Below are 14,719 nucleotides of genomic sequence, written 5' to 3' on the forward strand. Positions count from 1 at the left end.
GCTGGTTCTCCGTTTTAGAGCAGAACTATCGAACTCCCGCTGAACGTCCTTCCAGAGACGTGATCGGTTCTGCCGGTTCTGCTGATGTTGCCCCTTGTTGGAATTGCCCGTGCGCTTGCGCTTGGTTGCCGGAAACACCCGCGTGCCGAGCATCCATTCGCGTTGCTGATGCGCTTGTCCCGAGCGCCGCTCGACCCGAAGCGATGCGCGCAAATGTTTGCGGTGGCGGGTGCGTTGCTTTCGCACGCGGCGCTGGCACAAACGGAAGTTGCCGACCTCACCGCATTGCCCATCGAGCAACTCATGCAGGTGCAGGTCGTCACCAGCGCATCCAAGTACGCGCAGGCCGCCAACGAAGCGCCGGCCAACGTCTCGGTCATCACTGCAGCAGACATCAAAGCCTACGGCTGGCGCACGCTGGCCGACATTCTGGGCAGCCTGCCGGGGCTCTACACCAACTACGACCGCAACTACACCACGCTGGGCGCACGCGGCTTCCTGCGCGCGGGCGACTACGACACGCGCTTCCTGTTGCTGATCGACGGCCATCGCACCAACGACCCGATCTTCGACCAGGCATCCGTCGGCTCCGAAGCCATCCTCAACGTCGATCTCATCGAGCGGGTGGAATACGTGCCCGGAGCCGGCTCGGCGGTGTACGGATCCAACGCGTTGTTCGGCGTGATCAACATCATCACCAAGCGTGGCCGTGACATTGACGGCGTGCAGGCCAGCGGATCGACGGGCAGCGCCAATGCACGCGATGCTCGCGTGACGTGGGGCAAGCGGGCCGAGAACGGCGCCGAGTGGCTGCTGTCGGCCAGCGTGAACGATGCCCCCGGCCGCGACCTTTACTTTGCCGAGTTCAATCAGCCCGGCGTGAGCGACGGCGTCGCCCGCGGCATGGATTACGACCGCGCCAAACGCCTGTTCGCCAAGGGCAGTTTCGGCGAGTTCGGGCTGACCTTCGGTTACGTCGATCGCACGAAAGGCGTGCCAACGGCCCCGTACGACCAGAGCTTCAATGACCCGCGCTCGCGCACCGTCGATACGCGGCAGATGTTCAACGGCACCTGGCAGCACGCGCTGGACGACACGACCGACGTGTCGGCGCGGCTGTTCTGGGGGCGTTATGTGTCGCAGGGCGATTACGCATACAGCCCGCCTCCAGTCGGCATCAACCGAGATGTGTTCGACACCGCCTGGTACGGCACGGAACTCAAGCTCGTGACGCGCCGCATCGAGCGCCACACGCTGGTCATCGGCACGGAGCTGCAGCGCGACTACCGTGATGCGATGCGCAATTTCGATACGGTGCCCTACGCCAGCTACCTCGACGACCATCGGAACAACAACCGCGTGGGCCTGTACGTGCAGGATCAATTCATGCTCCATCGGGACTGGGTGCTGGATACGGGCCTCCGCTACGACCACACGAGCTTCGCGCGGGGCATCTTCAGCCCGCGCGTGGGTTTGATCTGGCACGCCGCCCCAACGACCACCGTCAAGGCGATCTACGGCATGGCCTATCGCGCGCCGAACGATTACGAGCTGAACTATCAGACCAGTGCTCCCGGCGGCCAGCAGGTCACCAACGGGCTATCGGCCGAGCGCATCCGCACGTATGAAACGGTGGTCGAACAACAAGTTGCTGCCGGCGGCAAGGCGACGTTGTCGGTGTTTCAGAACAACGTTTCCAACCTGATCAGCCAGAGCGAGGACCCGAACACCGGGCTGCTCTTTTTCAGCAACGTAGCGCGCGTGCGCACGCGTGGCGCAGAACTCGGCTACGAGCAGAACTGGCCGGGCGGCACGCGGCTGCGTACGAGCTACTCCTTCCAGCGTTCCGAAGATGTCGATACCGGCCAGACGCTGAGCAACTCGCCGCGCCACATGCTCAAGCTCAACGCCACCACGCCCGTGTGGCGCGACGACTGGCGCGCCGGGCTCGAGGCGCGGTACATCAGCAACCGGCTGACGACGGCGGGGCAGGTGGGCGGCTACTGGATCGCCAACCTGACCTTGCTGGCGACACGGTTGGCGCCCCATCTGGAAATGTCGGCCAGCGTCTACAACCTGTTCGATCGACGCTATGCCGATCCGGCCGGGCCTGAGCTGATGCAGCGGTCCATCGAGCAGGATGGCCGTGCATTCCGCGTGAAATTCACCTACACCTTCCGATGAACAGCCCGCACGGCACCGCCCGACGCGCCCGATGGCCACGCACGCGCAGGTTGTGCGTGGCGCTGGGCGCCGTGCTGGCAGGCGTGGCGTGCATGGGTGCCACGCACGCGCAGATGCAGGCCAGCGAGGTGCAGGTCAAGGCGGCGTTCATCTACAACTTTGCGCTGTTTACCAACTGGCCGGCCGATGTCATGCAGGCCGATGCCCCGATGGTGGTGTGCGTGACAGCACAGCACCCGTTGCAGGCGGCCTTGGAAAAACTGACAGGAAAACCCGTGCGCGGACATCGCCTGGAAATCCGAAAGATCAATGACGGCGCCGTTACCGGCTGCCATGTCCTCGTGTTCGACGCACGTGCCTCGAACGGTGTGCGCGTCGATCCGGCCTCGCCCGTGCTGACGGTGTCCGACAGCCCAAAGAGCCAGCGCGCACCCGGCAACCCCGACCCGATGATCGCGTTGGCGCTGCATGAGAATCGCGTGGTCTTCGACATTGATGCAGTGGCTGCCCGGCAAGCCCATCTGCAGCTCAGCTCGCAACTGCTGCGCCTGGCGAGGACCGTGCAATGAGCGAGCCGATCGCGACCCCCCGGCCCCGGCTGGGGCACTCCATGGTGCGGGCCAATATGGCCGGTGCCGGCGCGGCGCTGACCATCGCCGGCTTCCTGCTCATCGTGTTCCAGTTCATCGCACTGCATGCGGCGCTGGTGCGCGACGTGCATGTGCAGGCGCGCATCGTCGGGGCCAACAGCGTGGCGGCGCTGCTCTTCAATGACCGCCGCGCGGCAGAAGAAACGCTTGGCGCGCTGGAGGCATCGCCGTCGCTGCGCGCGGCCGGCATTTTCAGTGCACTGCGCAAGCCCTTGGCGCTGTATCAGCATGGCGATGCGGCGCCCGTGCTCGCCCCCGATGCCGCCATGCTGCGCGACTCGCATGTCTCCACGCTCACCACGCTGGAGGTGGTCGAACCGGTGGAGTCGGAGCGCCGCGTGATCGGCTATGTGGTGGTGCGCTCCAGCCTGACCGAGCTGTACATGCAACTGCTCGGCTATGCCGTGCTGACGGTGTCGGTGGGCATTGGCGCGATGGGGCTCGCGTATCTGGTGATCGCCCGCATGCGCCGCGCGGTGCTGCAGGCCGAGGCGCACCTGGACTACCTCGCCCACATCGATTCCGTCACGGAACTGCCGAACCGGCACGCCTTCAATGAACGCCTGCAGGTCTCGCTCAAACGCGCGGGCCAGGCGGGCGCGGTGGGGCTGCTCCTGCTGGATCTGGACAACTTCAAGGTCGTCAACGACACACTGGGCCACAACAACGGCGACCGCTTGCTGCGACAGGTTGCGCGGCGGCTGAACGACGTGATCGACCAGGCCAACCTGCGCGCCGTGTTGTGCCGCATCGGCGGGGATGAGTTTGCGGTCATCGCAGAGCTGTCGGGCCGCGCGCAGATTGCCGAGACGGAAGCGGCAACGCTGGCCGATGGATTGGCCAAACGCATTCTGGCCGCGCTCGCGGCGCCGTTTGCGCTGGATCTGCATCAGATCTACGTGACGGCCAGCGTGGGCGTGAGCCTGTATCCGCATGATGCGCGCGACGTGCAGGCGCTCACGCGCAACGCCGACACGGCGATGTACCACGCCAAGAACCACGGGAAGAATGCGGCCGCAAGCTTCACGTCGGAGATGGATCAGCAGGCGCGCCGCCGCCTGCGCGTGGAAGCCGACCTGCGGCGCGCGCTCGACCGCGACGAACTGCTGCTGGCCTATCAGCCGCAGGTGCGCCTGCGCACCAAGGACGCACACGACACCGTCATCTCCAAGGCCAACGTCTACGGCGTGGAGGCGCTGGTGCGTTGGCGCCATCCGGAGATCGGGCTGATCGGCCCGGGCGAGTTCATCGCCGTGGCGGAGGAAACCGGCCTCATCGTGCCGCTTGGCCTCTGGGTGCTGCGCACCGCGTGCGAACAGGCCGTGCGCTGGATGCGCGAAGACGGCATCACGCTGCAGGTGGCCGTCAACCTGTCGGCGCGGCAGACGCGCGATCCGGCGCTCGTTGAAAACGTCATGGACGTGCTGCGCGAAACCGGCATGCCGCCGCATCAGCTCGAACTTGAAATTACCGAGAGCGTGCTGATGGAAGACATCGAAGACAACATCGCGCTGCTCGAATCCTTGCACGCGGCCGGCATCAGCCTGTCGATCGACGATTTCGGCACGGGGTATTCGTCGCTGGCGTATCTGCAGCGTTTCCCGATCCAGAAGCTCAAGATCGACCGCAGCTTCGTGCAGCGCATGCCCGGCGACGGCGAGGCCATTGCCGGCGCGGTGATCGCCATGGCGCACAGCCTGCGCATGCAGGTGGTGGCCGAAGGCGTGGAAGACCCCGAGCAGCTCGCGCTGCTGCGCGACGCCGGCTGCGACCTGGGGCAGGGCTACCTGTTCTCGCGCCCGCAGCAAGCCGACACGTTGCTGGCGTGGCTCAACCGGCTGGACACCGCCGAGGACGACGGCAGCGCCGTGTTTGCCGACAGCGAAGCGGCGCCGAGCGCGTCGTTGCCGTCGTCGTTGGCGGGCTAAACCGTCATGCGGGCCTTCAAGCAGCCGCCCGCCGCGCCGCGCGCGTTGCCCCGGCCGTCAGCACCACCACGGCCGCGAGGATGATGCCCGTGGCGCCCAGCGTCTGCGGCGCGACCACTTCATCCGCCAGCCATGCGCCCATCAGCAGGGCGATGGGCGGGTTCACATACACATAGCTTGTCGCCATGACGGTGGACACGCGTTCCACCAGCGCCATGTAGGCCGTGAACGCGATGGCCGAGCCGAACACCACCAGGTAGCCCCACGCAAGCGCGGCATGCATGCCGATGTGGCTGGGCAACGTTTCGCCGGTGATCAGGCTGAGCACGACGAGTGCCACGCCGCCAAAGGCCATCTCCAATACGAACGCTGTCATGCCCTTGGGCATGTCGATGCGCTTGGAGAGCTGCGAGCCGAACGACCATGACGCAATGGCGGTGGTCAGGGCGAGCACGCCAACCGTGCTGGCCTGAAACTCTGCGCCACGAAACAGCACCGCAATCCCGATGCTGCCCAGCGCGATGGCGCCAATTTCATAGGCACGCAGGCGGCCGCCGGCCAGCAGCGTCCAGAGCGTAGAGAACAGCGGCATCGACGCGATCATCACCGTGGTCGCACCCGACGAGATGGTCTGCTCGGCCACCGCCGTCATGCCCATGCCACCCACCAGCATGAACGCGCCGATCAATGCGCAGTTGCGGACCTGGCGCAACGTTGGCCGCTCTTCGGGCTGCTTGCGCTGTCGCAGGATGACCAGCGGGGCGAGCAGCACCGCTGCAGCCAGAAAACGCGAGCCCATCATCAGGAAGGGCGGCAGATCGGTCAGCGCAAAGCGGATGGCGAGATACGTTGTGCCCCACACCACGTAGGTGATGAGCAGGCACACGGCGATGAAGGGGGACATGACGGAACCTCTGCGAGGAAGTCCCGATGCTACTCAACGCCGGCTTATGCGCAAAACGAGTTTTGTTATCGCTCGTTGTGAGCGGCGTTAGCAAGCAAGTGAGCGGAGGCGTATGTGGAGTTTGAGACGCCAATCACGGGGTTCCAGACCTCACGCTCGGGGTTGCGAACCCGGCGTGCGGGGTTTGGAACCCCATGCATGGGGTTCCGAACCTCAATGCTGGCGTTCGGACTACGAGATATCGAGGTTCTGAACGCCACCGGTCACGTTCCGAACGCCACCGATGGAGTTCGGAGCCTCAAGCGCGGCGTCCGGAACCTCAAGCGTGGGGTGTTGGAACCCCAAGTGTCGAGTTCAGAACGCCAAGCGTGACGTTCCGAACCTTGGCAGTCGCTCAGATGACGCGGAACCCGTGCGTTCCGTCGCGCCGCAGTTGCTCCACCAAACCGAACTCCCAGTCGAGATAAGCCTGCATGGCGGTGCGCGGCGCGCTCGTGCCTTCATACGGGCGGCGGTAGCGGTCGATGCGGTCCGAGGCCAGGCGGGTCTCACCGGCTTCCACGGGCAGGCCGGCGGCCACCCATGCTGCGGTGCCGCCGTCGAGCACCCACACCTCGGCCTGCGTCAGCTTGGCAAGGTCGGCGGCGGCAAAGCGGGCGAGCTGGCTGGAGCCGCACGTGAGCACGTAGCGGCGGGCCGCCGGGATGCGCGCCAGCGCTGCGGGCAAGTCGGAGCGCACGGCAAACCACGCCCCCGGAATATGCCGCGCAACGTAGTTGGCGCTGCGCGTGACGTCGATGACGGCGGTGTCGCCCGCTTCCAGCCAGCCGGCCAGGGCGCGGGCGTCGACCGTGCGCACGGCCGGAGGTTGTGGAGCGGGCGTCTGCCACGTGCCGGTGACGCTGCGCTCGCTGGCGTCGACCGGATCGACGACATAGACCTCCCAGCCCATCTGTGCGAGCCACGAGGCGGACATGTCGGCGCGTACGCCGTCGTCATCGGCCAGGACGATACGGGCGCCGCGCACGGCGGCGGTGTGGTCCGTTTCCTGCACGAGCTGGCCGCCGGGCGCGCTGGCAAAGCCGGGCAGATGGCCGGCGGCATATTCCTCGGGCGTGCGTACGTCGAGCTTGTAGAGCGTGCGGTCCGGCGCCTCCAATTTGGCAACGTCAGCCAGCGCAATGCGCGGCACGTTGGCGCGTTCGGCCACGGCGCGTGCATCCGCCTGGGCCTGCGCGCGCGTTTCGGCAGACACGTCCTGCGGGTGACGGCGGCTGGCGCCATGGTCCAGCACCTGATCGGCCAGCAGCCAGCCGATGGTGCCATTGCGCAGTGCCGCCACCGGGTTGGGGATGCCGGCATTCACGAGCGATTGCGTGCCGATGATGCTGCGCGTGCGGCCTGCGCAATTGACGATGACCTGCGTGCTCGGGTCCGGCGCCAGCTCGCGGATGCGCAGCACCAGCTCGGCGCCCGGCACGCTCGTCGCCGTGGGGATGCTCATGGTCTGAAACTCTTCATAGCGGCGCGCATCGACGATCACCACGTCGCGCTTGGCATCAAGCAGCGCCTTGACCTCCTGCGCGCTGAGCGACGGCGTGTGGCGATGCGCCTCCACGTATTCGCCAAAGGATTTGCTCGGCACGTTCACGTCCTGGAACACTTCGCCGCCGGCTGCGCGCCAGCCATCGAGGCCGCCTTCGAGCAGGTACACGCGCGTATAGCCGAGTTCAGCCAGCTTGGCCGCCGCGCGCGGGGCGAGGTCCACGCCATCGTGCACGCCGTACAGCACGATCAACGTATCGCGGCGCGGAATGCGCGACCACGCTTCCAGCTCCAGCCGGGAGAGCGGCAGGTTGGCTGCCCACAGCGGATGCGCCTGGGCATACGGGTCTTCCTCGCGGACGTCGACCAGCGCGATCTCCTTGCGGGCCAGCAGGGCGGCGCGCACGTCGGCATACGTCAGTGTCGGCACGTGGGTTTCGGCCAGCGGTGCAGCGACCGGCGATTCGATGGCGTCGATGGTGGTGCTCATGATGCAGGCGTGTCCTTGGAACGGTCCCAGAGATTGGGCAGATGGGTATTCGAATAGCCGGAGACGAAAGGCTTGCGCTCGCCGTCTTCCGTATAGACGGAGCGGTGGATGCCGCCGATGTTGCCGCCGTAGACGTGGACGCTGATCGACGTGCGATCGTCAAAGGCGTTGTGCACGCGGTGGATGTCCCCAACGCGCGGCGAGACGTGTTCCACAGCGCCCGGCTCCAGGCGGATGGCGGGGCCGTCGGGTTGCGGTTTGCCTTGCGCGTCGAGCTTGAACGGCTGCGAGTATTCAGCGCCGCGCAGCATGCCGATGAGGCCCCACGTGGTGTGGTCATGAATGGGGGTGCGCTGGCCCGGGCCCCAGACAAAGCTGACGATGGAAAAGCGCTCGCCCGAATCGGCATGCAGCAGGAACTGCTGGAAGTGCTCGGGGTGTGGCTGGGCGTATTCGCCGGGCAACCAGTCGTCACGGGCGACGAGCGCGCCGAGCAGGGCGCCGGCGCGCGAGAGGATCTCGGCTTCGGACGGCTGCTGATCCAGCAGGCGCGACAGCGCGGTCACGAAATCACGCAGCGGTGCGATGGACTGGATTGCGGGTGCCGCAGAGGAAACAGCAGCGGAAGCGGCAGCGAGGGCGGGCGTGCTCATCGGCGGGTTCCTGATGTGGGGTTTCGGTGCATCTTGCTGGACTTGATGGGCGACGTCCAGCTAAACCCCGAGCGCAGTGCGGCCGGCTGCCAGCAGGATGGAATCGTTCTGCGGCGTGTGGATGCGGCTGCACAGCACATCGCGATAGTGGCGCTCGAGCGGGTTGTGGCGCGACAGCCCGTGGTTGCCGGACAGCTGCAGCGCCAGCTCCACGGCGCGGATCGCGTTGGTGGTGACGGTGTACTTGAGCAGCCCGCTGTCGGTCATGGAAAGCGGCGAGCCGGCATCTGCGGCCTCAGCTGCGTGATCGAGCAGGACTCGGTTGGTGCGCAGCGCGGCGGCGATCTCGCCCACGGCTTCCTGCATGCGCGGCAGCGTGGCCAGCGGCCCGCCCAGGTTGGCCGGCGCACGCGTGTTCAGGAACGCGACAAGCCAGTCGCGCGCGGCCTGGGCCACAGCGTCGTACAGGCTGCCGAGCAGCACGGTCATCCACGCTTGCTGATCGAGCTGGGCGCCGGTGTCGGCTTGTGCTGCACCGTGCGGCACCCATTCCGCGGCGGGGCGGATGTCGACGGCGTGGTCGAGCGGAATCTCCACATCTTCCAGGACGACGTCGTGGCTGCCCGAGGCACGCAGGCCCAGGTGGTTCCAGGTTTCTTCAATGCGGATGCCCGGCGTTTCCGGCAACGGGCGCGGCACGAGGAAGATCCCCACGCGCGGCTCGGCTTCATCGGTGCGGCCCCACACGGCCAGCCAGCGCAGCGCAGGGCTGCCGGTGCTGTAGAGCTTGCGGCCCCGGATGCGCCAGTTGTTGCCTACGCGCGTTGCCACGGTGGCGGGCAAGCCACCGCGTGCGGGCGTGCCCAGGTCGGGCTCCACGCGCAGCGCGTTGATGAGCGCGCCCGCGTTCAGGGCGGTGGCAAATACCTGTTGCCTGACATGCGCCGGCCAGCGTGTATCGGCACGCGCGATGGCGCGGTGCTGAAGGTACGTCATGGTCAGCACCAACGCGGTGGCTGCATCGGCATGCGCGATGGACGCAATGATCCGCCGTGCCGTCTGCAGGCCGGCGCCGCCACCGCCATGCGTTTGCGGGATGACCTGTGCAATCAGGCCCGAGGCGTGCAGCAGCGCGAAGTTGTCGTGGGGGAAGCTGCCTTGTAGATCGTGCTCTGCGGCGGACGCGGCCAGTTGCGGAGCAATGGCGGCCAGCACTTCGGCAAGCCGGTCGGGCGGCGTTGGCAGGCGATGCAAGGGAGCGGGCGACATGGCGATGCAATGTGCGAAGCAGGTGACATTGGCGCACAGCGTATCCGGGTTGCCACGCGCCGCGAACGACCTATGCCGTATATGCAGCGTTGAAATTATTCGTTAGTGCAATGCTGGTGGTGACGTAACTTCATTCGCATTCATGGCGGGGCACATTGCCTCGCAAGTCTTCTAACGATATGCGGAATGGAGCCAGCATGAGCGTCGATTTCATCGGCATGATCCAAAGCCAGAAGCAGTCGGAAATTTACCCGCCCGATCCGAATGGACCCGTGATCGACCGCGATTACGTACGTGCCTTTGCACAAGCGCACGAGCAGGCCGGCTTTGATCGCATCCTCGTGCCGCACCATTCAACGGGGCCGTCGGCCACGCTCACGATTTCGTATGCAGCCGCGTTGACGGAGCGCATCCACTTCATGCTTGCGCACCGGCCCGGATTTACCAATCCGACGCTGGCCGCGCGCCAGATCGCCACGCTGGATCAGTTCACCGGTGGCCGCCTGGGCGTGCACTTCATCTCGGGCGGTTCCGACAGCGAGCAACGTCGCGATGGCGATTACCTCGACCACGACCAGCGCTATGCGCGCACGGACGAATACCTAGGCATCCTGCGGCGCATCTGGACAGAATCGAAACCGTTCGACCACGAGGGCACGTTCTATCGCTTCGAGCAAGGTTTCTCTGAAGTGAAGCCCGCGCAGAAGCCCCATGTGCCGATCTACTTCGGTGGTGCTTCGGACGTGGCCGTCGAGGTCGCTGGCAAGCATGCCGACGTGTATGCGCTGTGGGGCGAATCGCTCGACCAGGTGCGCGATCTGACGACGCGCGTGCGGGCCGAAGCCGCCAAGCACGGGCGCAGCATCCGGTTCTCGGTGTCGTTCCGCCCAATCCTGGCGGAAACGGAAGACGCCGCCTGGGCACGGGCAGAGAACATCCTTGAGCGGACGCGCGCGCTGCGTGTGCAGCAGGGCTACAGCCGAGGCGGCCCTCAACAGAGCGAGGGCGCACGCCGCCTGCTTGCGGCAGCCGAACAAGGCGAGCGCGTCGACAAACGTTTGTGGACGGCCATCGCCAAGGAAACCGGCGGACGCTCCAATTCCACCGCGCTGGTCGGCACGCCGGAGCAAGTGGCCGATGCGCTGCTCGACTACTACGACCTGGGCGTCACCACCTTCCTGATCCGCGGTTTTGATCCGCTGGAAGACGTGGTGGATTACGGCCGCACGCTCATCCCGCGCGTGCGCGAGCTGGTCGCGCAGCGTGATGCGCAGCGCAAGGCCGCGTGAGGCACGGGCATGAGCGCAGTCCTTTCCATCGAGCGCCCGGCATCGTCCACGCTCAAGCTGAACAGCACGCCGCAGCAGAAGTTCTGGTTTGATCCACCCGCCACGCGGCCGACGCTCGAGGCCGAGCGGCGCCATCGGCAGGAGCGCCTTGCAGGCGCGTTCCGCCTGTTTGCGCGGCACGGCTTCGACCTCGGGCTGGCGGGGCACATCACCGCACGCGATCCGGAGTTGACGGACCACTTCTGGGTCAACCCGCTGGGGGTGCATTTCTCGCGCATCAAGGTGTCGGACCTCCTGCTCGTGAACGCGCGTGGCGAGACCGTCATCGGCAACCGGCCGCTCAACAAGGCGGCGTTTGCGATTCATGCGGCGATTCACGAAGCGCATCCGCACATCGTGGCTGCGGCGCACACCCATTCGACTTACGGCAAGGCGTGGTCGACGCTGGGTCGGCCGCTGGATCCGCTCACGCAGGATGCATGCTCGTTCTATGAAGACCATGCGCTGTTCGACGACTTCACCGGCATGGTGGTCGATTCCAGCGAGGGCGAGCGCATCGCGCATGCGCTGACCAAGCCCGACGGCGGTACGCACAAGGGCGTGATCCTGAAGAACCACGGCATTCTCACGGCCGGCCCGACGGTGGAAGCCGCGGCATGGTGGTACATCGCGCTGGACAACGCTGCCCACACGCAACTGCTGGCCGAGGCCGCCGGCACACCGCAGCCGATCGATGCCGCCACGGCGCGCCACACGCACAGCCAGGTGGGCGGGCAGGAGGGCGCGCTGCACGCATTCGAGAGCCTGTACGCCGGCCTGGTCGCTGCCGAGCCGGACGTGCTCGATTAAGCCGCCGCCTGACAGAACAGGTCGAACACATCCAACACATCGAACACATCATCACGGGGAGCATTCAATGAGCGAAGAGACCGCGGGCATCTCGCGCCGCAAGCTATTGCACGCAGCGGCCGCCACGGCGCTGGCCGCACCGGCATTGATCCTGGGCCGCAAGGCCTACTCGCAACAGCGCAAGCTGACGTTTGCCTGGAACCAGAACTCGTTTTGCCTGACGCCCATCGTGGTGGCGCAGGAACGCGGCTTCTTCGAAAAGAACGGGCTGCACGTCGATCTGATCAACTACAGCGGCTCGACCGATCAACTGCTCGAATCCATCGCCACCGGCAAGGCCGACGCGGCAGTCGGCATGATCCACCGCTGGCTCAAGCCGCTGGAGGCGGGCTTCGACGTGAAGATCATCGGCAGCTCGCATGGCGGCTGTGTGCGGCTTGTCGGTTCCAAGGCGGCGGGCGTCACGAACCTGGCGGCGCTCAAGGGAAAGACCGTGGGCGTGAGCGATCTTGCCGCGCCGGGCAAGCACTTCTTCACCATCTTGCTGGCCAAGAACGGCATTGACCCGGACAAGGACATCACCTGGCGCCAGTACCCGGCCGACCTGCTGGGCGTGGCGGTGGACAAGGGCGAGATCCAGGCGATTGCCGACGGCGACCCGAACCTCTACCTGCTGGAGAAGCGCACGAACGGCGCCTACGTGGAACTGGCCACGAACCTTTCCGGTGAATACGCGCGCAAGGTCTGCTGCGTGATCGGCGCACGCGGTGAACTGGTCCGCAATGACCGCCCGACGGCATCCGCACTGGCGCGTTCAATTGTGCAGGCCACGGATTTCGTCAACGAGAACCCGAATGAGGCCGCCAAGGTGTTTGCCAAGTATTCGCCCAAGGTGGCGTTGGACGACTTGCGCAAGCTCTACGCCACGCTCACGTACACGCATCACCCGACCGGCATCGACCTGCGCGACGAGATCGCCTTCTACGCGGAAGACTTCCGCCGCATCGGTGTCATCAAAAAGAGCACCGACCCGCAACGTCTTGCGCAGCACGTGTACGTGAATGTGCTGGCTTGATGCACGGCGCGTGAGAACGTGAGCACATGAGGAACACATCGACATGAGCACCATCCCGCAAACACTGGAGGCGCCCGCCGCGCTGTCCAACCCATTTGCCGATGCCGTCGAGCGCGGAGGGGCATGGCGCACCGGCGCCGTGGCCGCATTGGCCTGGGCCGCCTTCGGCCTGCTGACGTGGCGCTGGCCCAACCACGTGGTCGGCTTCAGCGACTGGGCGTTCACGGCGGAGCTGGGCGTTGCCGCGTTGATCGTTGGCGTTGTGCTGTTCGTGGTGGCGTTGGCGGCGGGCAATGTGGCCCCGTTGCGCCCCGTGCAGGAAGCGCTGCAACCGGCCGGACCATGGCTGATCGCCGTGCCTGCGGTGCTGGCGTTGTGGGAGGTGCTGACGGCCAAGTCCGGCGCATTGCCCACACCGTTCTTTGCGCCGCCGCAGGCATTGATCGAGGTCTATTCGGAAGACTGGCCGCGTCTGGGCGACAGCGTGTTGAATACGCTCAAGCTGCTCGGCATCGGCTATCTGCTGGGCGCGTTGACGGGCTTTCTGGTGGGCGTGTCGATCGGCTGGTCGCGCGCAGTGGGCTACTGGGTGCATCCGGTTCTGCGTATTCTCGGGCCGTTGCCGGCGACGGCGCTGTTGCCGATCACGTTCTACTTCTTCCCGTCGAGCTATTCGGCGGCGGCTTTCCTGATCGCCCTGGCTGCCGGCTTTCCGGTGGCGGTGCTCACGTGGTCCGGTGTGGCGGGCGTGAGCAAAAGCTACTACGACGTTGCCCGCACGCTGGGCGCATCCAACGCATTCCTTGTGCTGCGTGTGGCGATTCCGGCAGCGCTGCCGCAGGTGTTCGTGGGGCTGTTCATGGGGCTCGGCGGGTCGTTCACGGTGCTGGTGACGGCGGAGATGATGGGCGTGAAGTCGGGCCTCGGCTGGTACCTGACCTGGGCGCAAGGCTGGGCATCGTACGTCAACATGTATGCCGCGCTGATTGTCATGGCGCTGCTGTTCTCCAGCATCATCACGCTGCTCTTCAAGGTGCGTGACCGCGCGCTGGTCTGGCAGAAGGGGACGCTGAAATGGTAGCCGTGCTGGAACGCGAGGTGCCGACATCTGCGGCCACAGTCGGGGCGCGCATCGACGTGCAGGGCGTCAGCCACTGGTTTGGCAGCCGCGCCAACCCGCTGCAGGTGCTCGACGGTGTGAGCCTGACCATCCAGCCGGGCGAGTTCGTTGCGCTGCTGGGGCCAAGCGGTTGCGGCAAGTCCACGCTGCTGCGCCTCATTGCGGGGCTTGAACCGCCCACGCGCGGCCGCATCCTGCAGGACGACGCGCCCATGAACGCGCCGGACCCGTCGCGTGTGGTTGTCTTTCAGGACCCAACGCTCTACCCATGGCGGCGCGTGTGGGACAACGTCGCGCTCGGCCTGCAAGCGCGCGGCGTGCTCAACGCAGAACGCGACGGCGTGGACGACGCGCTGGAACGCGTGGGCCTGGGCGGCTTTCATCGGGCGTTTCCGCATGAGCTGTCGGGCGGCATGGCGCAACGCGTGGCGCTGGCGCGTGCGCTGGTCAACGATCCGCAATTGCTGGTGCTGGACGAGCCGCTCGGCAAGCTGGATTCACTCACGCGGCTGGCCATGCAGAGCGAGCTGGTGACGCTCTGGCAACGCGCGCGCTTCTCGACCGTGCTGGTAACGCACGATGTGGAGGAGGCGCTGTTCCTGGCGCAGCGGGTGGTCATCTTCAGCCCGCGCCCTGCGCGCATCACGGCAGAACTGACGGTGGATCTGCCTTACCCGCGCCATCGCGGCGACCCGCGTTTGAGCGCGTTGCGGCACGAGGCGCTCGGTCATCTCGGCCTCGGCGAGACCTGGTAGATGGCGGC

Annotated in this window: 12 protein-coding genes; 8 read left to right on the forward strand and 4 right to left on the reverse strand. The window is 66.2% G+C overall.

The features are described 5' to 3' along the window. Positions 1–168: 168 nt before the first annotated feature. The 3 genes from R2669_RS00480 to R2669_RS00490 are packed head-to-tail and all read left to right on the forward strand — an operon-like array spanning position 169 to position 4,762. Positions 169–2,184, forward strand: coding sequence for a TonB-dependent receptor plug domain-containing protein (locus R2669_RS00480; RefSeq protein ID WP_316891077.1), 2,016 nt, complete (start codon positions 169–171; stop codon positions 2,182–2,184). Continuing rightward, positions 2,181–2,753, forward strand: coding sequence for a YfiR family protein (locus R2669_RS00485; RefSeq protein WP_316891078.1), 573 nt, complete (start codon positions 2,181–2,183; stop codon positions 2,751–2,753). Before R2669_RS00480 ends, R2669_RS00485 begins: the two co-directional genes overlap by 4 nt. After that, positions 2,750–4,762, forward strand: a complete 2,013-nt coding sequence (locus R2669_RS00490) for a putative bifunctional diguanylate cyclase/phosphodiesterase (RefSeq protein ID WP_316897922.1) — start codon at positions 2,750–2,752, stop codon at positions 4,760–4,762. The genes R2669_RS00485 and R2669_RS00490 overlap by 4 nt, the downstream gene beginning before the upstream one ends. 16 nt (positions 4,763–4,778) lie before the next feature. Here R2669_RS00490 and R2669_RS00495 read toward each other — a convergent pair whose 3' ends face one another. The 4 genes from R2669_RS00495 to R2669_RS00510 form a co-directional block, all read right to left on the reverse strand. Further along, complete coding sequence (locus R2669_RS00495; protein WP_316897923.1) at positions 4,779–5,666, reverse strand: EamA family transporter; 888 nt, start codon at positions 5,664–5,666, stop codon at positions 4,779–4,781. A 394-nt stretch (positions 5,667–6,060) separates the two neighbouring features. Next, positions 6,061–7,701, reverse strand: a complete 1,641-nt coding sequence (locus R2669_RS00500) for a rhodanese-related sulfurtransferase (RefSeq protein ID WP_316897924.1) — start codon at positions 7,699–7,701, stop codon at positions 6,061–6,063. Continuing rightward, positions 7,698–8,354 carry a cysteine dioxygenase family protein gene (locus tag R2669_RS00505; protein ID WP_316897926.1) on the reverse strand — a complete coding sequence of 219 codons (657 nt, stop codon included), beginning with the start codon at positions 8,352–8,354 and terminating at the stop codon, positions 7,698–7,700. The genes R2669_RS00500 and R2669_RS00505 overlap by 4 nt, the downstream gene beginning before the upstream one ends. A 60-nt stretch (positions 8,355–8,414) precedes the next feature. Continuing rightward, on the reverse strand, positions 8,415–9,623 hold the full coding sequence (locus R2669_RS00510) for an acyl-CoA dehydrogenase family protein (protein ID WP_316897928.1): 1,209 nt from the start codon (positions 9,621–9,623) through the stop codon (positions 8,415–8,417). A gap of 197 nt (positions 9,624–9,820) precedes the next feature. Here R2669_RS00510 and R2669_RS00515 point away from each other — a divergent pair, with 197 nt between their 5' ends. The 5 genes from R2669_RS00515 to R2669_RS00535 all read left to right on the forward strand — a co-directional run bounded on the left by R2669_RS00515 (position 9,821) and on the right by R2669_RS00535 (position 14,711). Beyond that, positions 9,821–10,912 carry an LLM class flavin-dependent oxidoreductase gene (locus R2669_RS00515; protein ID WP_316897930.1) on the forward strand — a complete coding sequence of 364 codons (1,092 nt, stop codon included), beginning with the start codon at positions 9,821–9,823 and terminating at the stop codon, positions 10,910–10,912. Positions 10,913–10,921: 9 nt separating this feature from the next. After that, complete coding sequence (locus R2669_RS00520) at positions 10,922–11,761, forward strand: class II aldolase/adducin family protein (protein ID WP_260774426.1); 840 nt, start codon at positions 10,922–10,924, stop codon at positions 11,759–11,761. Between the two features lie 67 nt (positions 11,762–11,828). Then, positions 11,829–12,836 carry an ABC transporter substrate-binding protein gene (locus R2669_RS00525; protein WP_316897932.1) on the forward strand — a complete coding sequence of 336 codons (1,008 nt, stop codon included), beginning with the start codon at positions 11,829–11,831 and terminating at the stop codon, positions 12,834–12,836. A 43-nt stretch (positions 12,837–12,879) separates the two neighbouring features. Next, on the forward strand, positions 12,880–13,917 hold the full coding sequence (locus R2669_RS00530; protein ID WP_316897934.1) for an ABC transporter permease: 1,038 nt from the start codon (positions 12,880–12,882) through the stop codon (positions 13,915–13,917). Next, positions 13,911–14,711, forward strand: a complete 801-nt coding sequence (locus R2669_RS00535) for an ABC transporter ATP-binding protein (RefSeq protein WP_316897936.1) — start codon at positions 13,911–13,913, stop codon at positions 14,709–14,711. The genes R2669_RS00530 and R2669_RS00535 overlap by 7 nt, the downstream gene beginning before the upstream one ends. The last annotated feature ends 8 nt before the right edge of the window (positions 14,712–14,719 follow it).

The sequence above is a fragment of the Ralstonia edaphi genome, from assembly GCF_958350185.1.
GTDB lineage: Bacteria > Pseudomonadota > Gammaproteobacteria > Burkholderiales > Burkholderiaceae > Ralstonia > Ralstonia edaphi.